This window comes from Methylobacterium sp. 77 (assembly GCF_000372825.1).
Classification (GTDB): Bacteria; Pseudomonadota; Alphaproteobacteria; order Rhizobiales; family Beijerinckiaceae; genus Methylobacterium.
Genome location: NZ_KB910516.1, coordinates 2,747,573 through 2,771,693, shown reverse-complemented (window position 1 = coordinate 2,771,693; position 24,121 = coordinate 2,747,573). Strand labels below are relative to the sequence as shown.

Below are 24,121 nucleotides of genomic sequence, written 5' to 3'. Positions count from 1 at the left end.
TCGGTCTGGACAGGGTCCGGATCACGCCGTTTCTGGCGCCGCCCTTTGCGGGATGTCCCTCCGCTCGAGGGGCATCCGGTAAAGAGCGAGGACCGCTCTCGCGGTCCTCGCAATCCGTAGGGTCGTTCTAGAACAATCTAGAACAACCGCAATTCAGTGGCCGTGCTCGTCGACGATGGTGGGAAGCGTCTCGAACTGGTGGAAGGGAGGCGGGGAGGAAAGCGTCCATTCGAGAGTGGTCGCACCTTCGCCCCAGGGATTGTCGGCAGCGCGGACCTTCGAACGGAAGGCGATGACGACGCCGATGAAGAACACCACCATGCCGAGAGCGAAGATGTGCCCGCCCCAGGTGGAGACCTTGTGCCAGCCGGCGAAGGCCTCCGGATAGTCGGCGTAGCGACGCGGCATGCCGGCCAGACCCAGGAAGTGCATCGGGAAGAACAGGACGTTCGCGCCGATGAAGGCCAGCCAGAAGTGCAGCTTGCCGGCCCATTCCGGAATGACGTAGCCGGTCATTTTCGGGAACCAGTAGTAGACGCCGGCGAAGATGATGAACACGGCGCCGAGCGACAGGACGTAGTGGAAGTGCGCCACGACGTAATAGGTGTCGTGCAGGTACTTATCGACCGCCGAGTTCGCGAGCACGACGCCGGTGACGCCGCCGACCGTGAACAGGAAGATGAAGCCGACAGCCCAGTGCATGGCGGCGGTGAAGCGGATCGAGCCGCCCCACATCGTCGCGATCCAGGAGAAGATCTTCACACCGGTGGGCACCGCGATGACCATGGTCGCGAAGACGAAATAGGATTGCGTCTGGAGCGACAGGCCGACGGTGTACATGTGGTGAGCCCACACGACGAAGCCGACGACGCCGATGGCGACCATGGCGTAGGCCATGGCGAGGTAGCCGAAGACCGGCTTGCGCGAGAAGGTCGAGATGATGTGCGAGACGATGCCGAAGGCCGGCAGGATCATGATGTAGACTTCGGGGTGACCGAAGAACCAGAACAGGTGCTGGTAGAGCACCGGATCGCCACCGCCGGCCGGATCGAAGAAGGTCGTGCCGAAGTTGCGGTCGGTGAGAAGCATCGTGATCGCGCCGGCGAGAACCGGGAGCGACAGCAGCAGCAGGAACGCGGTCACCAGCTCGGCCCATGCGAACAGCGGCATCTTGTGCAGGGTCATGCCCGGCGCGCGCATGTTCAGGATCGTGGTGATGAAGTTGATCGCGCCGAGGATCGAGCCGGCTCCGGACAGGTGGAGGGCGAAGATCGCGAAGTCGACGGACGGGCCGGGATGGCCGACGGTGGAAAGCGGCGGATAGACGGTCCAGCCGGTTCCGGCGCCGGTCGTCCCCGGTGCGCCTTCGACGAACAGCGAGCAGACGAGGCTCGCGAAGCCGGCGACGGTGAGCCAGAACGAGATGTTGTTCATGCGCGGGAACGCCATGTCCGGCGCGCCGATCATGAGCGGCACGAACCAGTTGCCGAAGCCGCCGATCAGGGCCGGCATCACCATGAAGAACACCATGATGAGGCCGTGGCCGGTCACGAACACGTTGTAGGTGCCGGGATTCGAGAAGTACTGCAGGCCGGGCTCTTCCATCTCCATGCGGATGCCGAAGGAGAGGAACGCGCCGATGATGCCCGCGCAGAACGCGAACAGCAGGTAGAGGGTGCCGATATCCTTATGGTTGGTCGACAGGAACCAACGGGAGAAGAAGGACGGCGTATGAGAGGCGTGGGCGTCGTGATGCCCTGATTGTGCTGCGGCGGATGCCATCGATGCAGACCCTGTTCAGGTTTCTCTAAATCTCTCGATTTGCGAATGGACCGGACCCGGTGAAGGGTCCGATCCGGCCGATGCCGTCAGCCGGCGTCGGCAAAAGCCCTTACTTGGCTTGCGCGAATTTCGAACCGTCGTCGAGGCGGGCGAACTTGGTCTTCCCCTCGACGAGCCAGGCCGCATAGGCCTCTTCGCTCACGACCTGCACGGTGATGGGCATGTAGGCATGGCGTGCGCCACAGAGTTCCGAGCACTGACCGTGATAGGTGCCCTCACGCTCGGCCTTGAACCAGAACTGGTTGAGGCGGCCGGGGATCGCGTCGATCTTGAAGCCGAAGGACGGCATCGCCCAGGAATGCAGCACGTCGGCTGCGGTCACCTGGATCTTCACGATCTTGTTGACGGGAACGACCATGTCGTTGTCGGTGCCGAGCAGCTTGGGCTGCTTGTCTTCGTCGATATTGGCGTCGAACGTGAAGCCGCCGCCGTTTTCCACGGCGGGGTACTCGTAGGACCAGTACCAGGCATGGCCGATCACCTTGACGATGACATCGGCCTTCGGATCGGAGAGCTGCGTGCGCAGCAGGCGGAACGAAGGAATGGCGACCGCCACCAGGATCAGGACCGGGACGATCGTCCAGGCCACCTCGATCATGGTGTTGTGAGTCGTCTTGGACGGGACCGGGTTCGCCTTCGCGTTGAACTTGAAGACACAGTAGATGATCAGGCCCAGCACGAAGGCCGAGATGCCGAAGGAGAGCCAGTGCATCCCCTGCTCGAACGTGTGGATGTCCCGCGCGTTCTCAGTGACGGCGACCTGACGGTCCATCTGCCACGGCTCGGGCTGGCCGATGCCAGCCGCCAGGGCAGCGGAGGATACGAGGGTGGTGCCGAGCGCAGCAAGAGCGCCCGCAGCAAGTCCCCATGATGACCGATGTTGCGCCTGCGTGGTCCGCATGTGCCTCTCGTGGCTCCCCTTAGTAGCGTTCTTCGTCGTCCCGAAGCGTCTTGCGACTTTTGGCGTCGCGCGCAAGTCCCAAGCTTGACGGGACAAGTCGTTGCTCAACGGGAAAGGCGGACCTCGGGCTTGAAATCCGGGCCGCCATTGCCGGTGTCAGACCACATGGACGCCGATGGCGCAACCGCAACAGCGTCGCATGGACGTGCCTATCCCCGGAGTGCGGCTGGGTGGGAAGCGGCGTTCCAAAGGGAATTCAAAATGAATTTTCCTCCGGCCGAACTTAAATTTGTCTTGCCGCGTGCTTCGGAGTCGAATTGCTCGCCAGTATATCGCCTTTTCCGCTATGGAGGGCCGTCGGTCGCACGACCTCGACGCGTGAGGTCTCTGCGAGGGACGGACTTCAGGGACATGATCTGGGGATGGACAGGATAAGGTCCCGTCGGTGATCGAGCGGCTCGAATTCATCCTCGCCCTTGCGCGCGAGCGGCATTTCGGCCGCGCGGCGCAATTCTGCAACGTCTCTCAACAAACGCTCTCGGCCGGAGTGAAACAGCTCGAAGAGAGGCTGGGTGTCCTGCTCGTCGAGCGCGGATCCCGCTTCCAGGGGTTCACACCGGAAGGCGAGCGAGTGCTCGACTGGGCACGCCGGATCGTCGGTGATGCGCGCGCCATGCGTGAAGAGGTGGCGAATTTGCGCCGGGGGCTGTCGGGCACCCTGCGCATCGCCGCGGTTCCCACCGCGACACCGATCGTCGCTTCTCTGACCACACCGTTCCGCGCTCGCCATCCCGACGTGCGCTTTTCCGTCCAGTCGGCGACCTCGGGCGAGATCGGCCGTTGGATCGCCGACCACGAGATCGATGCCGGCATCACCTATCTCGAGAACGAACCGCTCGGGAAAGTCATCGCCGTGCCGCTCTATCGTGAGCGCTATCGTCTGTTGACCGCCATCGACGGTGTCTACGGCATGCGGGATTCGGTGAGTTGGGAGGAGGTCGGGCATCTGCCGCTCTGCCTTCTGACCCCCGACATGCAGAACCGTCGCATCATCGATGGGCATCTTCACAATGCGGGTCGGGACGCGGAGCCGTTGCTGCAGTCGAACTCGATGATCGTGCTTCTGACCCATGTCCGCACGGCGAAATGGGCGAGCGTGATGCCGGCGGTCCTCGCCGACAGCTTCCGCCTGAGCGAACGCGTCCGGTCTGTTCCCATCGGAGAACCCGATGTCAGCCACATGATCGGCCTCGTTGTGCCCGAGAGGGATCCGATGACGCCGCTTTGCGCAGCTCTGATCGTCGAGGCGCAAGCCATCGCTCCTACCGTCGCCGACGACATCGCCTCACTCTAAGCTTGGGCGTCACGCTGCGTTTTTGCAGCGCACAATGGAATTATAACAAAAAAGCATTGTCGAGTGACCGAACCGCGCGATTGATTCACGGTCGGAGATATACCACCTTGGAATGACAACAAGGTCATCTGGGTAGGAACAATGCTGCAGCACGAGCCCTGGAGCGCGCAGCGGGCGGCCGGCATCATCGCCGACCATACGCATCTCGAAGGCGCTACGCTCCCCATCCTCCATGCCTTGCAGGAGGCCTTCGGTTACGTCGACGAGGGCGCCGTTCCGTTGATCGCGGATGCGCTCAATCTGTCTCGGGCCGAGGTGCATGGCTGCATCACCTTCTACCATGACTTCCGCCGCGCTCCTTCCGGCAAGCACCAGGTCAAGCTGTGCCGGGCCGAGGCCTGTCAGGCCATGGGGTCGGATGCTCTTCACGCCGACATCCTCGCGCGCCTCGGCATCGATTGGCACGGGACGACCCCGGACGGTCAGATCACGGTGGAGCCGGTCTACTGCCTCGGCCTCTGTGCCAACGGTCCGGGCGCCCTGGTCGATGACGAGCCGCTCGCCCGTCTCACCGCCGATTCTCTGGAATCGGCTCTGACGGAGATGAAGTCGTGAGCATCACCATCTACGTTCCGCGCGACGCCGTCGCGCTCGGTCTTGGCGCCAACCGCGTCGCCCGCGCGATCTTCGCCGGCGCCGAACGCCGCGGCCTCGACGTCACCATCGTCCGCACGGGATCGCGCGGGATGCTGTGGCTCGAGCCGATGGTCGAAGTGGCGACTCCCGAAGGACGCATCGCCTACGGCCCGGTCACGCCCGGCGATGTGGACAGCCTTCTCGACGCCGGCCTGGTCAGCGGCGCCGACCATGCCCTTCGCCTCGGCAAACCCGAGGACATGCCCTATCTCGCCCGCCAGCAGCGTCTGACCTTCCACCGCTGCGGCGTGGTCGATCCGGTCTCGGTGGAGGATTACCGGGCGCACGGCGGCTATAATGGGCTGGACGCGGCGCTGAAGCTCGATGCCGCCGGCATCGTGGAGCAGGTGCGCGATTCGGGCCTTCGCGGTCGGGGCGGTGCCGGCTTCCCGGCCGGTATCAAGTGGAACACGGTGATGCTCGCCAAGAGCGAGCAGAAATACGTGGTCTGCAACGCCGACGAGGGTGATTCCGGCACCTTCGCCGACCGGATGATGATGGAGGGCGACCCCTTCAACCTCATCGAGGGCATGACCATCGCCGGCATCGCGACGGGCGCGACGCGCGGCTACATCTATCTGCGTTCCGAATACCCGCAGGCCTTCGCCACGTTGAAGGAAGCGATCGTCAATGCCGGAAAGGCAGGCTTCCTCGGGGCCGACGTGATGGGCTCGGGCAAGGCGTTCCATCTGGAAGTCCGGCTCGGCGCAGGGGCCTATATCTGCGGCGAGGAGACCTCGCTTCTGGAGAGCCTCGAAGGCCGTCGCGGTATCGTCCGCGCCAAGCCGCCGATCCCGGCGCTGAAGGGTTTTCTCGGCCAGCCGACCTTGGTCAACAACGTGATGACCTTCACGGCCGTGCCCTACATCCTCGAGCATGGCGCCAAGGCCTACGCCGATTACGGCATGGGCCGCTCGCTCGGTACGCTGGCGATCCAGCTTGCCGGAAACATCAAGCATGGCGGCCTCATCGAATTCGCCTTCGGCATCACGTTGCGCGAGATCATCGAGGATTTCGGCGGTGGCACGATGAGCGGCCGTCCGGTCCGCGCGGTGCAGGTCGGCGGCCCGCTCGGCGCTTACTTCCCCGATCACCTGCTCGACACACCGCTCGATTACGAGGCGATGGCGGCCAAGAAGGGCCTCGTCGGCCATGGCGGCATCGTCGTGTTCGACGACACCGTGGACATGGCCAAGCAGGCCCGCTTCGCCTTCGAGTTCTGCGCGGTCGAATCCTGCGGCAAGTGCACCCCCTGCCGCATCGGCGCGACGCGCGGCGTCGAGACGATGGACAAGGTCATTGCCGGCATCCGGCCGACCGAGAATCTCGCCGTCGTGGCCGACCTTTGCGACGTCATGACCGATGGGTCGCTCTGCGCCATGGGCGGGCTCACGCCGATGCCCGTCATGAGCGCGATCACCCATTTCCCCGAGGATTTCCAGAAGCGCGGACCGATGTCCGTCGCGGCTGAATAAGGAGGCGCGACCCATGGCCCTCATCAAAGAGATCGATTACGGCACCCCGATCCGGGTGAACGAGCAGACTGTGACGCTCACCATCGACGGCATGAGCGTGACCGTTCCCGCCGGTACCTCGGTGATGGCGGCGGCGATGCATGCCGGGACGCAGATCCCGAAGCTTTGCGCTACCGATTCGCTGGAGGCCTTCGGCTCCTGCCGGCTGTGTCTCGTGGAGATCGAGGGACGGCGCGGAACGCCGGCCTCCTGCACCACGCCGGCCGAGAACGGCATGGTCGTCTCGACCCAGACGGACAAGCTCGCCAAGCTGCGCAAGGGTGTGATGGAGCTCTACATCTCCGATCACCCGCTCGACTGCCTGACTTGCGCCGCCAACGGCGATTGCGAGTTGCAGGACATGGCCGGCGCGGTCGGCCTGCGCGACGTGCGCTACGGCTATGACGGCGCCAACCACGTGAAGCCGTCCTCGGACCAGTATCTCGCCAAGGATACGTCCAACCCGTACTTCACCTACGACCCGTCGAAATGCATCGTCTGCAACCGCTGCGTCCGCGCTTGTGAAGAGACGCAGGGTACCTTCGCCCTGACGATTTCCGGCCGCGGCTTCGACAGCCGCGTTGCCGCCGGGCCGACCGATTTCTTCAACTCGGAATGCGTGTCCTGCGGCGCCTGCGTTCAGGCCTGCCCGACGGCGACGCTCCAGGAGAAGTCGATCATCGATCACGGCCAGCCCGACCATTCCGAGATCACCACCTGCGCCTATTGCGGCGTCGGCTGCTCGTTCAAGGCCGAGATGCAGGGCACCCGCGTGGTGCGGATGGTCCCGTACAAGGGCGGCAAGGCCAATGAAGGCCATAGCTGCGTCAAGGGCCGCTTCGCCTACGGCTACGCCACCCACAAGGACCGCATTACCAAGCCGATGATCCGCGACAAGATCACGGACCCCTGGCAGGAAGTCTCTTGGGAGGTCGCGATCGATCGCGCAGCCTCCGAGTTCAAGCGCATCCAGGCCAAGTACGGCAAGGATTCGGTCGGCGGCATCACATCGTCCCGCTGCACCAACGAGGAGGCCTACCTCGTCCAGAAGCTGGTGCGCGCCGCTTTCGGCAACAACAACGTCGATACCTGCGCCCGCGTCTGCCACTCGCCCACCGGCTACGGCCTGATGTCGACGCTCGGCACCTCGGCCGGCACCCAGGATTTCGCCTCGGTCGCGCATTCCGACGTGATCCTCGTCATCGGTGCCAACCCGACCGATGGTCACCCCGTCTTCGGCTCGCGCATGAAGAAGCGTCTGCGTGAAGGCGCCAAGCTGATCGTCGCCGATCCGCGCAAGATCGACCTCGTGAAGTCGCCCCACATCCAGGCCGACTTCCACCTGCCCCTGAAGCCCGGATCGAACGTCGCCTTCATCAACGCGATGGCTCACGTCATCGTCACGGAAGGCCTCGTCGACGAGGCCTATGTCCGCGAGCGTTGCGATCTCGGCGATTTCGAACAATGGGCTCGATTCGTCGCCGACGAGCGTCATTCGCCGGAGGCCCAGGAGCGCTATACCGGGATCGATCCCGCTGAACTCCGTGGTGCTGCGCGCCTCTACGCCAAGGGTGGGGCCGCCGGCATCTATTACGGTCTCGGCGTCACCGAGCACAGCCAGGGCTCGACCATGGTCATGGGCATGGCCAACATCGCCATGGCCACCGGCAATATCGGCATGCTGGGTGCCGGCGTGAACCCGCTCCGCGGGCAGAACAACGTCCAGGGCTCGTGCGACATGGGCTCGTTCCCGCACGAGCTGCCGGGCTACCGCCACGTGTCGGACGATGCCACCCGCGAGATCTTCGAGACGCTCTGGGGCGTCTCGCTCGACAAGGATCCGGGCCTGCGCATCACCAACATGCTCGACGAGGCCGTCGATGGCGCCTTCAAGGGCATGTACATCCAGGGCGAGGACATCGCCCAGTCCGATCCCGACACGCACCACGTGACGGCTGGCCTGATGGCGATGGAGTGCATCGTCATCCAGGACATCTTCCTGAACGAGACCGCCAAATACGCCCACGTCTTCCTGCCGGGCGCCTCGTTCCTGGAAAAGGACGGCACCTTCACCAATGCCGAGCGCCGCATCTCCCGCGTGCGCAAGGTGATGCCGCCGCTGTCGGGCGTCGGCGATTGGGAGGGCACGATGCTGCTCTCGAATGCTCTGGGCTATCCCATGAACTACTCGCATCCGAGCGAGATCATGGACGAGATCGCCTCGCTCACTCCGAGCTTCAAGGGCGTGAGCTTCACCAAGATCGACGAACTGGGCTCGATCCAGTGGCCGTGCAACGACGACGCTCCCAACGGAACGCCGATGATGCACGTGGACCGGTTCGTGCGCGGTCTCGGCAAGTTCATGATCACCGAATACGTGGCGACCGAGGAGCGCACGGGTCCGCGCTTCCCGCTCATCCTCACTACCGGCCGTATCCTGTCGCAGTACAATGTCGGCGCTCAGACCCGCCGCACGGAGAATTCGCGCTGGCATGAGGAGGACGTGCTGGAGATCCACCCGTTCGACGCAGAGGTTCGCGGCATCCTCGACGGCGATCTCGTGGCCCTGGAAAGCCGCTCGGGCGATATCGCCTTGAAGGCGATCGTCTCCGAGCGCATGCAGCCGGGCGTGGTCTACACCACGTTCCACCATGCCAAGACCGGCGCCAACGTCATCACCACCGACTACTCCGACTGGGCCACCAACTGCCCCGAATACAAGGTGACGGCGGTGCAGGTGCGGCGGACCAACCGGCCGTCGGATTGGCAGGCGAAGTTCTACGAAGAGGACTTCTCCCTCACGAGAATCGCGACGCAATTGAATGCTGCCGAGTGAACGCGACGCTTTGAACGAGACTGACGCACCGGCTCCGACGAGCCGGCGCGTTCCGACGCTGGTCGTCGCCTACGAGGACCCGGCGCCCCGCGAGGGGCATCGCGATCTCGCCGTCGAGATGCCGGTCAACCTGATCTACGGCAGCGTACCCTACGCCGTCATGATGACGACGCCTTCGGACCTCGTTGATTTCGCCTACGGTTTCAGCCTCACCGAAGGAATCGTCGAGGCGGCCGAGGAGATCCGGTCGGTGCGGGTCGAGGACGGAGACGGCGGCCTGCGCCTCATCGTCGATCTCGCTCCCGGACGGCTGCGTGAACATCTGGCCCGGAAACGCGCCATCAGCGGGCGCACCGGGTGCGGTGTCTGCGGCATCGACGATCTCGCGGCCCTGCCCAAGGCCGAGCCGCGGGCCCATGCCGCTCAGCTCATCGAGATCGCGTCGATCCAGCGCGCTCTGCTCGGGATGGGCGAGGCGCAGGTTCTCAATCACACCACCCGCGCCGTCCACGCCGCGGCATGGGCGGACCGGCAGGGCAATCTTCTGGCGGTGCGCGAGGATGTCGGCCGCCATAATGGACTAGACAAGCTGATCGGAGCGCTGATGCGGGCCGGGACCGATGCGAGCGATGGCTTCGTCGTCATCACCAGCCGGTGTTCGTTCGAGATGGTGGAAAAGACCGCAACCTTCGGAGCGGCCGTCCTGGTCGCGATCTCCGCACCGACCTCGCTCGCCATCGACCGGGCGCGCCTGCACGACATGACGCTCTGCGCCATTGCCCGATCGGACACACTCACGGTCTTCTCGGGCCGCGATCGCCTCCTTCTCGCCGCCGACCGCTGACTGCGCGCGGCCGATCCTCCTCCCGTCGACAGAGCCAGTACCATGAGCGCCCTGACCACCAACGACAAGCTCGTCCGCATGGCGAACCAGATCGCCAGCTTCTTCAGGTCCTATCCGGATGACGAGGCCGTCGCCGGCATCCACAAGCACATCGTGGCGTTCTGGACGCCGAAGATGCGTCGTGCCCTGGAAGCCCATGGCCCCACCGAGGGAAGCGGTCTCGATCCGCTGGCGCTACAGGCGATTACGTCGACCCATCACGAGTGCAACAGCCCGATCCGCGCGTCCACCAGCGATCCGCACCTCCAGGGTGCCGGTGCCAGCGACGCCGGCTGATCACGGAGCAGCGTGTTCAAGCGCCGCTCGATCGAAACAATGAAAAAGGCGCCGGGCATTGTCCGCCCGACGCCTTTCATAGGTCCGATGACCGTCGCAGGGCGGCTATTCCGCCGAACGGTCGCCTGCCTGATCCTTGTCGGTCGCACCCGGTACGATTGTCGCGCCGCCGATGACCCGGACGGCCTTCTTCTCCGTCGGCGGATCGCTCCAGGCCTGCGCCTTGCCGGACGAGCCCTGGCCTGACGTGCCTTGCGGCGCCTGCGCGGTGTCGCTGCGCGGCTGGTTCGCGGCCGGAGTCGAGGGTTCACGCTTCGGCTGTTCGATCGCCGCGACGGGCGGCTCGTTTTTCTCGGGCGTGGAAGGTGCGGCCGCCGCTGCTGGACGCGTGGCTTCCTCGGGGCGAGGGGCTTCGGGGGCGAGCCTGGGCGCGGCGGCTTTTACTGGCGGGGTCAGCTTGGAGACCTTGCGGGCCGGAGGCGGTTCGGTCGGCCTTCTCGCATCGCTCCCGTTTCGGGTCGCCCCATTTTTGGTATCTGGGTTGAGACCTTGCGGATTGCGGTCCAACGCCTCGGAGCGAACGGACGCTTCCGGGCGGGTCGCGACGTCGAAGCGCGGTTGCCGGACGACGCCATCGCCGTTCGGGATCACGCCGGGAGGGACCAATCGTTCCGCCTCGCGGGCCGGCCGGCGAGGCTGTTCGTCCTCTTCCGTCCAGCCGTAGCCGGGTGCCGGACGGGCGACGCGAACCGGCGCAGTTTGGATCGGCGCACCGAGGCGCTGGCGGTCGAGGACGGCTCCGTCGCGGGCATCGACGAAGAGTCGCACCCTGTCGCCGTATGGGCCCGTCGCCTCGACCACATAGGACCGACCGTCGAATCGCGGTCGCGTCACCTCGGTGAATCCGCGATCGTTGAGGCGCCAGACGACGGCCCGAGGAGGAAGGAGCACATCCGGCTCGTAGCCGTACTGGGCTTGAGCGGAGGTCGTGCCGAGTGCCGACAGGGTGATGAACCCGGCCAGCATCGTCAGGCCGATCGTCGATGAGCGCACAGGCGCCCTGCGGCTCGATGTCATGATGCCTCGTCTTAAATGTTCGTTTTCCGTAGCCCACTGTTGGCGCAGGTCTACGGAAGTCTCCGTGCGGTCCATCACCCCGCATGCCGCTTGTGCTTGGCGAAGCCGGTTAGACCGCCTGATTGGGGCGGGATTGCGGGTGAAGCAGGGCAAGTCGCGGGCGACCGATAATGGTCAGGGCTTGCGTGGTCTCTATGATCCGCCGTCGGGATCTGGCTCAACGGTCAGCGTCTTCTCGCTCGCAGAGTCGCAATGCGCCTCAATCCTGTCCATCGCGCCTTCGTGCCTCTTGCTGGACCGTTTAAAATCTGTCAGGTTCCTTAATTAGGACAGTACGGCTGTCCCATTTTCGGCAGGGTGTTCCGGAGGCGAGTCGGCTCCGAGGACAAGGTGTTTTCGAGGAACGTGGAAGGTCTCGAACGGGTGTTGGATCTCACGAAGAAACGAGATTCCAAGCCGGTCGCCATCGCGGCGATCCGGGCCCGTACGGCTTGATCTCAAGCCGGCGACGAGCCCGCGGATAGCGGGCACTTCCTCACCGAAGACCCTGCCCGAATCCGACCGCGTCGAGGGAGGAGCCTGAGTGCCGATTGGCATTCGGGCATGAAACATGCTCGCATGCGGGCACGGGCGAACGAGGCTGAAGGGTTATGAACATGGCCGCATCTGTGGTTGCCGAGACCGTCCGGAACCCGATCCCCGCCACGCGGGACGGCGTCGCTCCGCTCGTCGTCCGTGATCAGGCGCTTCCGCACGCGCAGGGCCTCTACGATCCCGCCCGCGAGCGCGATGCCTGCGGCGTCGGCTTCGTCGCGGACATGCATGACCGGCGCACTCACGCCATCGTCGCGCAGGGCCTGCTCATCCTCGAGAATATCGACCATCGCGGCGCCGTCGGCGCCGATCCGAAGATGGGCGACGGCTGCGGCATCCTCACCCACATTCCGCATTTTCTCCTGAAGGAGGAGTGTGAGGGACTCGGCATCGCCCTTCCGGAGCCGGGCCATTACGGTGTCGGCCAGTTCTTCATGCCCAAGGACGCGGAAGGTCGCCGCATCGTCGAGGAGATCGTCGAGAAGGTCCTGCACGATGAGGGGCTTCCCTTCCTCGGCTGGCGCGACGTTCCCGTCGATCCGAGCGATCTCGGCGTGCGCGTCAAGGAGACGGAGCCGCATCACAAGCAGGTCTTCATCGGCCGCCCTGCCGCGATCCTGGACGAGGACGCGTTCGAGCGCCGTCTGTTCACCGCACGCAAGGTCATCTCGAACAAGGTCTATGGCCTCAACGACCCGCGGGTGAAGGCCTACTATCCCGTCTCGGTCTCGACCCGGACCATCGTCTACAAGGGCATGGTTCTGGTCACGCAGCTCGGCCATTACTTCAAGGACCTGCAGGACGAGCGCTACGTCTCCGGCCTCGCCCTCGTGCACCAGCGCTTCGCCACCAACACCTTCCCGACCTGGCAGCTGTCGCACCCCTACCGGATGGTCGCCCATAACGGGGAGATCAACACGCTGCGCGGCAACGTGAACTGGATGGCCGCGCGTCAGGCCAGCGTCGATTCCGACCTGTTCGGCAACGACATCTCGAAGCTCTGGCCGATCTCCTACGAGGGCCAGTCGGACACCGCCTGTTTTGACAACGCGCTCGAATTCCTCGTGCAGGGCGGGTACTCGCTCGCCCACGCCATGATGATGCTGATCCCCGAGGCCTGGGCCGGCAATCCGCTCATGAACGAGGAGCGCAAGGCGTTCTACGAGTACCATGCCGCGCTGATGGAGCCGTGGGACGGCCCTGCCGCCGTCTGTTTCACCGACGGTCGCCAGATCGGCGCGACCCTCGACCGCAACGGCCTGCGTCCAGCCCGCTACATCGTCACCGATGACGGCCTCGTCGTGCTCGCCTCCGAGATGGGCGTGCTCCCGATTCCCGATGAGAAGATCATCGAATCCTGGCGCCTGCAGCCGGGCCGCATGCTGCTCATCGACCTGGAGAAGGGCCGCATCATCTCCGACGAGGAGATCAAGAGCGAGCTCGCAGCGGCCAATCCCTACGCTCAATGGGTCAAGAACACCCAGATCGTGCTGGAGGACCTGAAGCCCGTCATCCCGCGCGCCTCGCGCTCCGACGTGTCGCTGCTCGATCGGCAGCAGGCATTCGGCTACAGCCAGGAAGACCTCAAGCTGCTGATGGCGCCCATGGCCGTGACCGGCCAGGAGGCGGTCGGCTCGATGGGAACCGACACGCCGCTCTCGGCCCTCTCCGACAAGCCGAAGCCGCTCTACACCTATTTCAAGCAGAACTTCGCGCAGGTCACCAATCCGGCGATCGACCCGATCCGCGAGGAGGCCGTGATGAGCCTCGTCTCGTTCATCGGGCCGCGGCCTAACATCCTCGATATGGAAGGCGCCTCGCGCAAGAAGCGCCTCGAAGTCCGTCAGCCGATCCTGACCAACGGCGACTTGGAGAAGATCCGTTCGATCTCCCATTTCGAGGACCGTTTCGACACCAAGACCCTCGACATGACCTTCCTGGCCGAGGCCGGAGCCGTGGCCATGGAGGGCGCGGTCGACCGGCTCTGCGACCGGGCCGAGGCGGCGGTGCGCGGCGGCTACAACATCATCATCCTGACCGACCGCGGCGTCGGCCCGGACCGCATCGCCATCCCGGCCCTATTGGCCACGGCAGCGGTGCATAACTACCTGATCCGCAAGGGGCTTCGCACCTCGGTCGGTCTCGTGGTCGAATCCGGCGAGCCGCGCGAAGTGCATCACTTCGCCTGCCTCGCAGGCTACGGCGCCGAGGCGATCAATCCCTATCTCGCCTTCGAGACCGTGATCGCGATGAAGGACGAGTTCCCGCCCGACCTCACCGACGACGAGATCGTCTATCGCTACATCAAGTCGATCGATAAAGGCCTGCTCAAGGTCATGTCCAAGATGGGCATCTCGACCTATCAATCCTATTGCGGCGCCCAGATCTTCGACGCGATCGGCCTCAACTCGAGCTTTGTCGCCCGCGATTTCTTCGGCACCAAGACGACCATCGAAGGCATCGGCATGGCCGAGGTGGCGGAAGAGACCGCTCGGCGTCACGCCGATGCATTCGGCGATGCGCCGGTCTATCGCCATGCCCTCGATGTCGGTGGCGAATATGCCTACCGCCTGCGCGGCGAGAGCCATACCTGGACGCCGGATTCGGTGGCCACTCTCCAGCACGCCGTGCGGCTCGGCCTCCCCGATCGCTACCGCGAGTTCGCCAAGCTAGTGAACGAGCAGGAAAACTACCTCAAGACCATCCGTGGCCTGTTCCGCATCAAGCAGGCGGCCGAGCTCGGCCGGGCTCCGGTGGACATTTCCGAGGTCGAGCCGGCGGTCGATATCGTCAAGCGTTTCGCCACGGGTGCGATGTCCTACGGCTCCATCTCGAAGGAGGCGCACGAGACGCTCGCCATCGCGGTGAACTCGTTCGGAGGCCGCTCGAATTCCGGTGAGGGCGGCGAAGAGGTCGAGCGGTTCAAGCCGATGGCCGACGGTCGTTCGCGCCGTTCGGCGATCAAGCAGGTGGCGTCCGGCCGCTTCGGCGTGACGACGGAATATCTCGTCAACGCCGACATGATGCAGATCAAGGTTTCGCAGGGCGCCAAGCCCGGCGAGGGCGGCCAGCTGCCGGGTCACAAGGTCGACGCCAAGATCGCCAAGGTCCGCTACGCCACCCCAGGCGTCGGCCTGATCTCGCCGCCGCCGCACCACGACATCTACTCGATCGAAGATCTCGCCCAGCTGATCTTCGACCTGAAGAACGTGAACCCGGCCGCCGACGTCTCGGTGAAGCTCGTCTCGGAAGTCGGTGTCGGCACGGTCGCCACCGGCGTCGCCAAGGCGCGCGCCGACCACATCACGATTTCAGGGTTCGACGGCGGCACCGGTGCCGCTCCGCTGACCTCGATCAAGCATGCGGGCGGGCCCTGGGAGACCGGTCTCGCCGAGACACAGCAGACCCTGGTGCTGAGCCACCTGCGCGGTCGTGTCGTGCTGCAGGCCGATGGTGGCATCCGCACCGGTCGCGACGTTCTCGTCGCGGCCCTCCTCGGCGCCGATCAGTATGGCTTCTCGACCGCGCCGCTCATCGCGGCCGGCTGTATCATGATGCGCAAGTGCCACCTCAACACCTGTCCGGTGGGCGTGGCGACGCAGGATCCCGTCCTGCGCAAGCGCTTCAAGGGCACGCCGGAACACGTGGTCAACTACTTCTTCTTCGTGGCGGAGGAGCTGCGCGAGCTGATGGCGACGATGGGCTTCACCAAGCTCGAGGACCTGATCGGCCGCTCCGACTTCCTCGACACGCTGGAGGTCATCAACCACTGGAAGGCGCGCGGGCTCGATTTCTCGAAGCTGTTCCACCGGCCCGACGTCGGTCCCGACGTGGCCATCCGTCATACCGAGAAGCAGAAGCATCCGATCGACAAGGTGCTCGACCGCCGCCTGATCGAGGGCGCCAAGTCGGCGATCGAAACCGCCGAACCGGTGGTGCTCAACGATGTCATCCGAAACTCGGACCGCACGGCGGGTGCGATGCTCTCGGGCGTCATCGCCAAGCGCTACGGCCACGAGGGTCTGCCCGACGACACCATCACGGTGAACCTCGCCGGCACGGCCGGACAGAGCTTCGGGGCGTGGTTGGCGGCCGGTGTCACGGTTGTCCTGACCGGCCATGCCAACGATTACGTCGGCAAGGGCCTGTCGGGCGGTAAGCTGATCATCCGCCCGAGCGATGCGTTGAGGTCGCCCGGTGGCCGGACGATCATGGCCGGCAATACGGTCCTGTACGGGGCGATCGCGGGCGAGTGCTATATCCGAGGCTCGGCCGGTGAGCGTTTCGCCGTGCGCAACTCGGGCGCCATCACCGTGGTCGAGGGCATGGGCGACCATGGCTGCGAGTACATGACCGGCGGCGTCGTGGTCTCCATCGGCGAAACCGGGCGCAACTTCGCGGCCGGTATGTCGGGCGGTATCGCCTATGTCCTCGACGCGGACGGATCGTTCGCCGCGCGCTGCAACCTCTCCATGGTCGATCTGGAACCCGTCGAGGAGGAGGACGACGTCATGCGCCGCTTCCACCAGGACGGTGACCTCGAGACCAAGGGGCGCGTCGACATCCTGGCCGACATGTCCGGCCATGACGAGGAGCGCTTGAGCCAGCTCATCACCAACCACCTGAAGTACACGGGTTCCCCGCGTGCCAAGGCGATTCTCGAAGATTGGGCCGGTTACCGGACCAAGTTCGTGAAGGTGATGCCGGTCGAGTACCGCCGTGCCCTGCGCGAGATGGAAATGGCGCGTATGCCGGTCGCTGCGGAGTAGGGGCGGCATGAGGGTCTACGGCGATCTCGTCTCCGGCAATTGCCTCAAGGTGAAGATCGTCGCCGATCATCTCGGCCTCGCCTATGATTGGGTGCCGGTCGATATCCTCAAGGGCGAGAGCCGGACACCGGATTACCTGACCCGCTTTCCGGCGGGGCAGGTGCCGGGGGTCGAGTTCAAGGACGGGCGGTGTCTCGCTCAATCGAACGCGATCATCCGCTATCTCGCCCGTGACAGCGTACTGATCCCCGAGGATGCGTTCCTCGCGGCGAAAATGGACGCGTGGCTGTTCTGGGAACAGTACAGCCACGAGCCGGCCATCGCGGTCTGCAGGTTCGAGATGCGCTATCTCGGCAAGCCGAAGGATGCGCGCGATCCGGCCCGGGTCACGCGCGGCGAGGCGGCCCTCGACCTGATGGAGCGGCACCTCGGCGGGGCGGCGTGGCTGGTAGGCGGGGGGATCAGCGTCGCCGACGTGGCGTTGTTCGCTTATACGCAATGGGCGGACGAGGGCGGATTCGACCTGGCACCGCGGCCGGCGATCCGGGCTTGGCTCACCCGTTGCGCGGAGACTTTCGGTCGAGGCGCTCACGAGACGAAACCGGGTTAGACGGCGACGGCACCGGGCGACACGAAACGGAAAACGGGCTGAGGCGGACCGGGCCGGTCACGCTCCGCTCAACGGATCAGACAGACTCGCGAAAGACGGTCACGATGGGCAAGATCACGGGTTTCCTCGAATTCGATCGGCAGGAGCAGAAGTATCAGCTCGCTGCGGATCGCGTGCGGCACTTCCGCGAATTCACGCTGCCCCTCGACGAGCACGACCTGAAGAAACAGGCCGCGCGCTGCATGGATTGCGGGATTCCGTTCTGCCACGGCCCGACCGGCTGCCCCGTGCACAACCAGATTCCAGACTGGAACGAGCTCGTCTTCCAGTCGGACTGGCAGGAGGCGGCTCGCAACCTGCACTCGACCAACAATTTCCCGGAATTCACCGGCCGCGTCTGCCCGGCGCCGTGCGAGGAGGCCTGCACTCTCAATCTCGAGAACCAGCCCGTCGCGATCAAGACGATCGAGCAGGCCATCGCCGACCGCGCCTGGAACAACGGTTGGGTCAAGCCGGAAATCCCGTCGACCCGCACGGGCAAGAAGGTCGCCGTCATCGGCTCCGGGCCAGCCGGGATGGCGGCGGCTCAGCAGCTCGCCCGCGTCGGCCACGACGTCCACGTCTTCGAGCGCGAGCCGAAGGCCGGCGGACTCCTTCGGTACGGCATCCCCGACTTCAAGATGGAGAAGCGCCATATCGATCGGCGCGTGAAGCAGATGGAAGCGGAAGGCGTGACCTTCCATTACGGCGTGAATGTCGGTGTCACGAAGCCACTCGACGAACTCACCGCCGAGTTCGACGCCGTGTTGTTCGCCGGTGGCGCGGAAGACCCGCGTAACCCGGAGCTTCCCGGCCAGGATCTGTCCGGCGTGCATTACGCGATGCCATTCCTCGTTCAGTCGAACCGCCGGGTCGGTGCCGAGCCGATGCCGGGCAACGGCGAGCTGCCGATCCTCGCCACCGCCAAAAACGTCGTGGTGATCGGTGGCGGCGACACGGCGTCGGATTGCGTCGGCACCTCCTTCCGCCAGGGCGCCCTGTCGGTGACGCAGCTCGACATCCGCCCGCGTCCGCCCGAGCGCGAGGACAAGCTCTCGGTCTGGCCGTACTGGCCGACCAAGATGCGGACCTCGTCGAGTCAGGCGGAGGGCGCGGAGCGCGAGTTCCAGGCTGCCACGCTGCGCCTCGAGGGGAACAAGAAGGGCAAGCTCACCGGTGTGGTCTGCACCCGCGTGGACGAGAAGCGCCAGCCGGTCCCCGGCGGTGAATTCACCCTGCCGGCCGATCTCGTCTTCCTGGCGATCGGTTTCGCTGGCTCGCTCCGCAAGGGCCTGCTGGAGGAATCCGGCGTGACGATGGACAAGCGCGGCAATGTCACTGCCAACGAAGTCGATTACCGCACGTCGAACGAGAAGATCTATGCCGCCGGCGACATGCGCCGTGGCCAATCCCTCGTGGTCTGGGCAATCCGAGAGGGACGCCAGGCCGCGCGGTCCATCGACGAGGCCCTCATGGGCTCGAGCGTCCTTCCCCGCTGAGAGTTATGTCGCAAGGGCGGGCCGGGTGCTTATCCGGTCCGCCAGTCCGGGGATGAGAGATCTCGTGGCCCAAAGGTGCCGCAGCGTGAGGGCGTTCAGCCCGGCGGCCATTTGAAATCGTCGGCCCGTCCCGGCTGCGCCACGGGCGCCGAGCCGCGCTGAAGCACCCGTTCGACATTTCCCGACGCATCGCCATCCCGCGGCCTGCCGCTGATCAGCCCACCGCCGGGGGTTACTTCCGCGCGTCCCAAGGGAATGATGGGCCCCGCCGGCGGTTTCACGGGCAAAGCGGGGATGCCGGGCGGCTCAGGCAGGCTCGGCAGCATCGCGGTGATCTGGCGATCGATCGCGGCGGTATCGTCGAGCTTCGGTGCCTCGCCATCGAGAATCGGCCCCGGAACCGTCGCCACGGGCGCGACGGCCGGTGCCTCCGTGGAGTTCGAGCCCATGAGGCGTTTGAGTTCGACATCGGCGAAATGCGCGACTTTGCGAGCGCCCGCCTTGGTGAAATGCACGCCGTCCGCGGTCCGTAGCTTCGCCTCCTGGCCCTCCAGATCGGGGCCGGACATGGTGAAGCGGTTGCGGTCGTCGACGAAGCCCGGCCAGATATCTACGTAGGTCCCGCCCGCTTTCGCGACACGGTCGCGGATCAGGTCGTTGATCGTGGCGATATCCTTCGTCAGCGACTCGCTGCGCATCGGCGGAGCTCCCACCCAGATGAACGGAATTTTCTGGCTGGCGAAGACCTTCGCCAGAGCATCGACACGGTCGCGATAGAGGTCGCGCCAACGCTCCGTCCCGGGATCCACGCTCTCGGACCCTTCACGGATCGGCTGGCGATCGTTCGCGCCGAGCATCACCAGGGCGTAGGCGACTTTCGGGTTCGTCTTCAGAAAATCTTCCGCGGCCTTTGGCCAGTCGACCACGTCCTTTCGCACGAGACCGCTATCGGCCTTCGAACGGTCGAGGATTGCCACATCGGAATTCTCCTCGAACACGTCGTCGAGGCCACGGCCGAGATAGCTCGCCAGCGAATCCCCGAACACCGCAATGCGGATCGAGGGCTCGGATTTCGGCTGGACCGGCTTCGGTTGGGCGATCACGGGGGCGGGACGAGGCCTCCTCGTGTAGGAACGCTGGCTCTCCCCGATCGTCGGCGCACGCGGCCGCGCCGGTCGCGCAGATGGTGTGGGAGCCGGATTCGGTTGTGCCTGCTGCGGCCGTTCCTCCCAGGGCCAGTAGAACTGCCGTGGTGCTTCCTGGGGGGGAGGGGAGTATCGGCGGTTTGCCTGACGGTTGCTGTAATCGCCCTCGTCGCGGGAGCGGCGGCGCGGAGCGTAATAGGGGTCGCTCCGAGGGGTGTCGTAGGAATCTCCCCATTGCGCGATGGCGGACGGACCTGACGCGAAGAGCAGGGGGGCCGCGAAGATGGCCAGGAAACCGACGCGCAGGATGGCGGCGCCTACGAGTCCCGCAACTTCGCGGACGCGCGAACAATCTTTGACGATCCTTGATGCCACACTGCGACCTGTCGGGTGATCGACGGAAAGGACGAGAACGGTGACCATCCTAGCCGACGATCCCTGCGGCGTCTAAGGGCGTGCGGTCAGGTGCTCGAGAAGGGCCGGCGTGGCATAGCCGTCCGCAGTCAGCCCCTCCTTGATCTGGTACTGGCGGACGGCTTCCCGCAGCTTCGGCCCGGCCCGGCCATCGGCGTCGCCGGCATAGAGGTTTCGCGCGGCGAGTCCGTTCTGCAGGGATTGCAGGCCCGCCTTGTCGAGACGAGCCGCATTGCTCGGCCAGGGAGCCGTCAATGGCGGCCCGCCCGCGAGGCGATCGGCGAGATGCCCCACCGCGAGCGCATAGGAATCGGAGGTGTTGTAAGCCCGGACGACCTCGAAATTATCGGTGATCAGAAACACCGGGCCACCGGCACCGCCGGGCAGGAACAGGCTCGCCTGGCCCGATGCCGGCAGAGCCTCGCCGTCATTCCGGCGGACGCCGCGCTTGGCGAAATCGGACAGGTCCGCCCGGTACCGTGTCAGGTCGAAGCCGGCGGGAAGCGAGACCGCATAGCCCCAGGACAGGCCCGGGTTCCAGCCGAGGGACTGGAGATAGCCGGCGATGGAGGCGAGGGCATCGGCCTCCGAGCGCCAGATGTCGCGATGTCCGTCCCCATCGAAATCGACCGCGTGTTTGAGGAAGGTCGATGGCAGGAATTGCGTCTGGCCCATTGCGCCGGCCCATGAGCCCTTCATTGCCTCCGGCGCGATGTCGCCACGCTGAAGGATGGCCAGCGCATCGAGCAGCTCGTTGCGGAACAGCGTGCCGCGAAAACCCGCCTGGGCCAGGGTCGCCAAGGCTCGGATGGTCGGCACGGTACCGCCGCTCGCGCCGAAATCCGACTCGACCCCCCAGAAGGCGAGAACGATCCATCGAGGCACCCCCGTCCGTGCCTCGATGGCCGCCAGGGTCTCCGAGAGGCGCGCGGCCTGGGATTGGCCTCGGGCGATCCGACCGGTCGATACCGCGCCGACGAGGTAATCCCAGACGGGCCGCCCGAACTCGCCCTGCGCCTTGGTTCTGGCCAGAACGCTGGCATCGGCGGAGGAAATGCCGCGAAAGGCCGCGTCGAAGGTCGCTGAGGTGACCCCTCTCGCCTCCGCATCGGCCCTCAATCCATCGACGAAGCTGCGAAACGAGGCGCTCGCCGCCCCATCCTGTTTTGCGGACGAATTCGATTTCGCTGGCAGAGTTGGGCGCCCCGCCTCCTGCGCCGTCGCTTCGGCAGCAAGGAGGATGGAGACGGCGATGGCGGCGTAGACGCTCGTCTTCACGTGCGGTTGCGCCGAGCCAGTGATTCTTCCCAGGCGAGGGCTTGGCCCACGATCCCGTCGAGATCGTCATAGCGCGGCTGCCACCCCAACTCGTTACGGATACGGTCGGCCTTCGCCACGATCTGTGCCGGGTCGCCGGGCCTGCGGGGTGACAGCCTGACCTCGAAGTCGCGTCCCGAGATCCGCTTGACCACCTCGATCACCTCGAGAACCGAGTACCCTCGGCCGTAGCCACAATTGAGAGTCAGGCTCGCTCCGCCCGAACGCAGATACGCGATCGCCACGCGATGGGCCTCGGCGAGATCGGAGACCTGGATGTAGTCGCGCAGGCAGGACCCATCGCGGGTCGGGTAATCCGTGCCGAACACCTCGAGATGGCTGCGCCGGCCGAGCGCGGCCTGTGTCGCGACCTTGATGAGGTGCGTGGCATTGGCGGCCGATTGACCGCTGCGCCCGCGCGGATCGGCGCCAGCGACGTTGAAGTAGCGCAGGATGACGTAAGTGAAGCCGTGCGCCTTGGCCGCGTCCGCGATCATCCACTCACTCATCAGCTTCGAGCGGCCATAGGGATTGATCGGCGAAGTGAGGAGATCCTCCGGTACCGGGACGATGTCGGGCTCGCCGTAGACGGCGGCGGTGGAGGAGAAGATGACGTGTTTCACCCCGCCCTCGACGGCCGCCTCGATGAGCGCCCGCGTCTTGACCGTGTTCGAGAGGTAGTAGCCGAGCGGGTCGGCGACCGAATCCGGCACGACGATCTTGGCGGCGAAATGCGCCAGCGTGTCGACCCCATGCTCGGCGATGACCCGCTTGACCAGTGCCTGATCCGATACGTCTCCGACGACCAGGGTGATTTCGGGCGGCAGCGCCCAATCGAAACCCGTCGACAGGTCGTCGATGACGACGATGTCGTCGTGGCCGGCATCCAGGAGAGCCAGAACCATGTGGCTGCCGATATATCCGGCGCCGCCCGTGACCAGAACCGCCATCGTTCCCCCTTCGCTCTCCAGACACGCACGCTCGCGACTTCTGCGGACGATACACCGAAAACGATCCCCGTGATCCTGCGGTCAGTCTGTCGCGTCACCCGTGGAGTGTGCCGCGTCGACCGTGGATATGGTTTCGTTCTTGCTCGCTCGATCACGGCAACGTGCTATCGTTCTTGGCCTCCGGGTTGTTCCCACCACTTTCAAGAGACCGGGTCCCGCTTGATGAAACCGATTCGTAAAGCCGTCCTGCCTGTCGCAGGCCTGGGTACCCGCTTCCTGCCCGCGACCAAGGCCGTTCCGAAGGAAATGCTCACCGTGGTCGACAGACCCGTCGTCCAGCATGTGGTGGACGAGGCGCGAGAAGCCGGAATCGAGCATTTCATCTTCGTGACGGGCCGCGGCAAGGCGGTCATCGAAGACCATTTCGATGTCGCTTTCGAACTGGACCGCATGCTGCAGGAGCGCGGCAAGGACGCGATCTATGAGGAACTGAAGCGCGACCTGCCGGCCGCCGGCCAGACCAGCTTTACCCGTCAGCAGGCGCCTCTCGGCCTCGGCCATGCGGTCTGGTGCGCGCGTGAGATCGTCGGCGACGAGCCCTTCGCCGTGCTGCTGCCCGACATGCTGAGCAAGGGCTGCATGCAGCAGATGCTGTCGGCCTACGAGCGTCATGGCGGCAACGTCATCGCCGTGGAGGAAGTGAAGCCGGAGGAGACCCACCAATACGGGATCGTCGGCGTCGGCGAGACCTATGGTCAGACCTTCGAGATCAACGGCATGATCGAGAAGCCCAAACAGGGCACGGCGCCGTCCAACTTCATCATCTCCGGGCGCTACATTCTTCAGCCGGAAATCTTCTCGATCCTCGAAGATGGCGAGAAGGGTGCAGGCGGCGAGATCCAGCTCACCGACGCGATGATCAAGCTCGCCGAGAAGCAGTCGTTCTTCGGTATGCATTACGAGGGCCGAACCTACGATACCGGTTCCAAGCTCGGCTTCCTCACCGCCAACATCGCCTATGCGCTCCAGCGCAAAGATCTGGCGGAGCCATTGAAGGCTGAGATCGCCCGCCTGCTCAAGGATATCCAGGGATGAAACGACCGAGCCCTGCAAGCTGCGCCGTTCGGTGCGCAAGGCGCGGGCGAGGCATGCACACCGCGCAGCCTTTCGGCGACGAAATACCCTTGCGTTTTGTGCGACGCACTTTACTTTGTGCATTGCGAGATCGCGATGGCGTCGCGGTCCCGTAGCCCTTCTTGGGCGTTTCCTCCCTAGACTTCGGGCCGCTCTTCGGAGCGGCCTTTTTTTGTTGGTCGATCGGTTCCGCGTGAGCGACCGGTCTCGGCGATGTGACACGTCGCGAGCAAGCCACCACGTGTCGTTC

The 24,121-nt window shown here is 65.1% G+C and carries 16 protein-coding genes; 10 read left to right on the top strand and 6 right to left on the bottom strand.

Features of this window, described 5'->3' with window-relative positions; all coding sequences use genetic code 11:
- Positions 1 to 153: 153 nt before the first annotated feature.
- Together ctaD and coxB are read right to left on the bottom strand one after the other, a co-directional pair.
- Positions 154 to 1,782 carry a cytochrome c oxidase subunit I gene (gene ctaD, locus A3OK_RS0113065; protein ID WP_019905326.1) on the bottom strand — a complete coding sequence of 543 codons (1,629 nt, stop codon included), beginning with the start codon at positions 1,780 to 1,782 and terminating at the stop codon, positions 154 to 156.
- Between the two features lie 109 nt (positions 1,783 to 1,891).
- A complete protein-coding gene (gene coxB, locus A3OK_RS0113060) occupies positions 1,892 to 2,743 on the bottom strand; it encodes a cytochrome c oxidase subunit II (protein WP_026597230.1) in 852 nt (283 codons plus the stop codon).
- Between the two features lie 445 nt (positions 2,744 to 3,188).
- On the opposite strand from coxB, the gene A3OK_RS0113055 reads away from it, so the two are divergent.
- From A3OK_RS0113055 to A3OK_RS0113030, 6 genes are all read left to right on the top strand, one after another.
- Positions 3,189 to 4,097: a LysR family transcriptional regulator gene (locus A3OK_RS0113055; RefSeq protein WP_019905324.1), complete on the top strand. Its 909-nt coding sequence runs from the start codon at positions 3,189 to 3,191 to the stop codon at positions 4,095 to 4,097.
- A 141-nt stretch (positions 4,098 to 4,238) separates the two neighbouring features.
- Positions 4,239 to 4,712 (top strand): formate dehydrogenase subunit gamma, encoded by a 474-nt coding sequence (locus tag A3OK_RS0113050; RefSeq protein ID WP_019905323.1) that lies wholly within the window; start codon positions 4,239 to 4,241, stop codon positions 4,710 to 4,712.
- Positions 4,709 to 6,268, top strand: a complete 1,560-nt coding sequence (locus tag A3OK_RS0113045; protein WP_019905322.1) for a formate dehydrogenase beta subunit — start codon at positions 4,709 to 4,711, stop codon at positions 6,266 to 6,268. The genes A3OK_RS0113050 and A3OK_RS0113045 overlap by 4 nt, the downstream gene beginning before the upstream one ends.
- Before the next feature lie 13 nt (positions 6,269 to 6,281).
- Positions 6,282 to 9,143, top strand: coding sequence for a formate dehydrogenase subunit alpha (gene fdhF, locus A3OK_RS0113040; protein WP_019905321.1), 2,862 nt, complete (start codon positions 6,282 to 6,284; stop codon positions 9,141 to 9,143).
- Positions 9,130 to 9,987, top strand: coding sequence for a formate dehydrogenase accessory sulfurtransferase FdhD (gene fdhD, locus A3OK_RS0113035; protein WP_019905320.1), 858 nt, complete (start codon positions 9,130 to 9,132; stop codon positions 9,985 to 9,987). Before fdhF ends, fdhD begins: the two co-directional genes overlap by 14 nt.
- 42 nt (positions 9,988 to 10,029) lie before the next feature.
- Complete coding sequence (locus A3OK_RS0113030) at positions 10,030 to 10,323, top strand: formate dehydrogenase subunit delta (RefSeq protein WP_019905319.1); 294 nt, start codon at positions 10,030 to 10,032, stop codon at positions 10,321 to 10,323.
- Positions 10,324 to 10,428: 105 nt separating this feature from the next.
- Here the strand turns inward: A3OK_RS0113030 and A3OK_RS0113025 are convergent, their stop codons facing one another.
- Positions 10,429 to 11,400: a hypothetical protein gene (locus A3OK_RS0113025; RefSeq protein WP_026597229.1), complete on the bottom strand. Its 972-nt coding sequence runs from the start codon at positions 11,398 to 11,400 to the stop codon at positions 10,429 to 10,431.
- 650 nt (positions 11,401 to 12,050) lie between these two features.
- On the opposite strand from A3OK_RS0113025, the gene gltB reads away from it, so the two are divergent.
- The 3 genes from gltB (at position 12,051) to A3OK_RS0113005 (ending at position 18,911) form a co-directional block, all read left to right on the top strand.
- Positions 12,051 to 16,763, top strand: coding sequence for a glutamate synthase large subunit (gene gltB, locus A3OK_RS0113015; protein WP_019905316.1), 4,713 nt, complete (start codon positions 12,051 to 12,053; stop codon positions 16,761 to 16,763).
- 7 nt (positions 16,764 to 16,770) lie between these two features.
- Positions 16,771 to 17,373, top strand: coding sequence for a glutathione S-transferase family protein (locus tag A3OK_RS0113010; protein WP_019905315.1), 603 nt, complete (start codon positions 16,771 to 16,773; stop codon positions 17,371 to 17,373).
- A gap of 104 nt (positions 17,374 to 17,477) precedes the next feature.
- The gene (locus A3OK_RS0113005; protein WP_019905314.1) at positions 17,478 to 18,911 is read left to right on the top strand and encodes a glutamate synthase subunit beta; all 1,434 of its coding nucleotides are present in this window, start codon (positions 17,478 to 17,480) and stop codon (positions 18,909 to 18,911) included.
- 95 nt (positions 18,912 to 19,006) lie between these two features.
- Here A3OK_RS0113005 and A3OK_RS0113000 read toward each other — a convergent pair whose 3' ends face one another.
- The 3 genes from A3OK_RS0113000 to galE all read right to left on the bottom strand — a co-directional run bounded on the left by A3OK_RS0113000 (position 19,007) and on the right by galE (position 22,737).
- A complete protein-coding gene (locus tag A3OK_RS0113000) occupies positions 19,007 to 20,326 on the bottom strand; it encodes an SGNH family hydrolase (RefSeq protein WP_245259431.1) in 1,320 nt (439 codons plus the stop codon).
- Positions 20,327 to 20,503: 177 nt separating this feature from the next.
- Positions 20,504 to 21,748 (bottom strand): lytic murein transglycosylase, encoded by a 1,245-nt coding sequence (locus tag A3OK_RS0112995; protein ID WP_019905312.1) that lies wholly within the window; start codon positions 21,746 to 21,748, stop codon positions 20,504 to 20,506.
- Positions 21,745 to 22,737: a UDP-glucose 4-epimerase GalE gene (gene galE / locus A3OK_RS0112990; RefSeq protein ID WP_019905311.1), complete on the bottom strand. Its 993-nt coding sequence runs from the start codon at positions 22,735 to 22,737 to the stop codon at positions 21,745 to 21,747. Before galE ends, A3OK_RS0112995 begins: the two co-directional genes overlap by 4 nt.
- A gap of 222 nt (positions 22,738 to 22,959) precedes the next feature.
- Here galE and galU point away from each other — a divergent pair, with 222 nt between their 5' ends.
- Complete coding sequence (galU, locus tag A3OK_RS0112985) at positions 22,960 to 23,832, top strand: UTP--glucose-1-phosphate uridylyltransferase GalU (protein WP_019905310.1); 873 nt, start codon at positions 22,960 to 22,962, stop codon at positions 23,830 to 23,832.
- The last annotated feature ends 289 nt before the right edge of the window (positions 23,833 to 24,121 follow it).

Excerpts from the sequence above, each read along its gene's own strand:
- ctaD (WP_019905326.1), bottom strand. The coding sequence starts at position 1,782 with ATGGCATCCGCCGCAGCACAATCAGGGCATCACGACGCCCACGCCTCT.
- coxB (WP_026597230.1), bottom strand. The coding sequence starts at position 2,743 with ATGCGGACCACGCAGGCGCAACATCGGTCATCATGGGGACTTGCTGCG.
- A3OK_RS0113050 (WP_019905323.1), top strand. The coding sequence starts at position 4,239 with ATGCTGCAGCACGAGCCCTGGAGCGCGCAGCGGGCGGCCGGCATCATC.
- fdhF (WP_019905321.1), top strand. The coding sequence starts at position 6,282 with ATGGCCCTCATCAAAGAGATCGATTACGGCACCCCGATCCGGGTGAAC.
- fdhD (WP_019905320.1), top strand. The coding sequence starts at position 9,130 with ATGCTGCCGAGTGAACGCGACGCTTTGAACGAGACTGACGCACCGGCT.
- A3OK_RS0113030 (WP_019905319.1), top strand. The coding sequence starts at position 10,030 with ATGAGCGCCCTGACCACCAACGACAAGCTCGTCCGCATGGCGAACCAG.
- A3OK_RS0113025 (WP_026597229.1), bottom strand. The coding sequence starts at position 11,400 with ATGACATCGAGCCGCAGGGCGCCTGTGCGCTCATCGACGATCGGCCTG.
- gltB (WP_019905316.1), top strand. The coding sequence starts at position 12,051 with ATGAACATGGCCGCATCTGTGGTTGCCGAGACCGTCCGGAACCCGATC.
- A3OK_RS0113010 (WP_019905315.1), top strand. The coding sequence starts at position 16,771 with ATGAGGGTCTACGGCGATCTCGTCTCCGGCAATTGCCTCAAGGTGAAG.
- A3OK_RS0113005 (WP_019905314.1), top strand. The coding sequence starts at position 17,478 with ATGGGCAAGATCACGGGTTTCCTCGAATTCGATCGGCAGGAGCAGAAG.
- galE (WP_019905311.1), bottom strand. The coding sequence starts at position 22,737 with ATGGCGGTTCTGGTCACGGGCGGCGCCGGATATATCGGCAGCCACATG.
- galU (WP_019905310.1), top strand. The coding sequence starts at position 22,960 with ATGAAACCGATTCGTAAAGCCGTCCTGCCTGTCGCAGGCCTGGGTACC.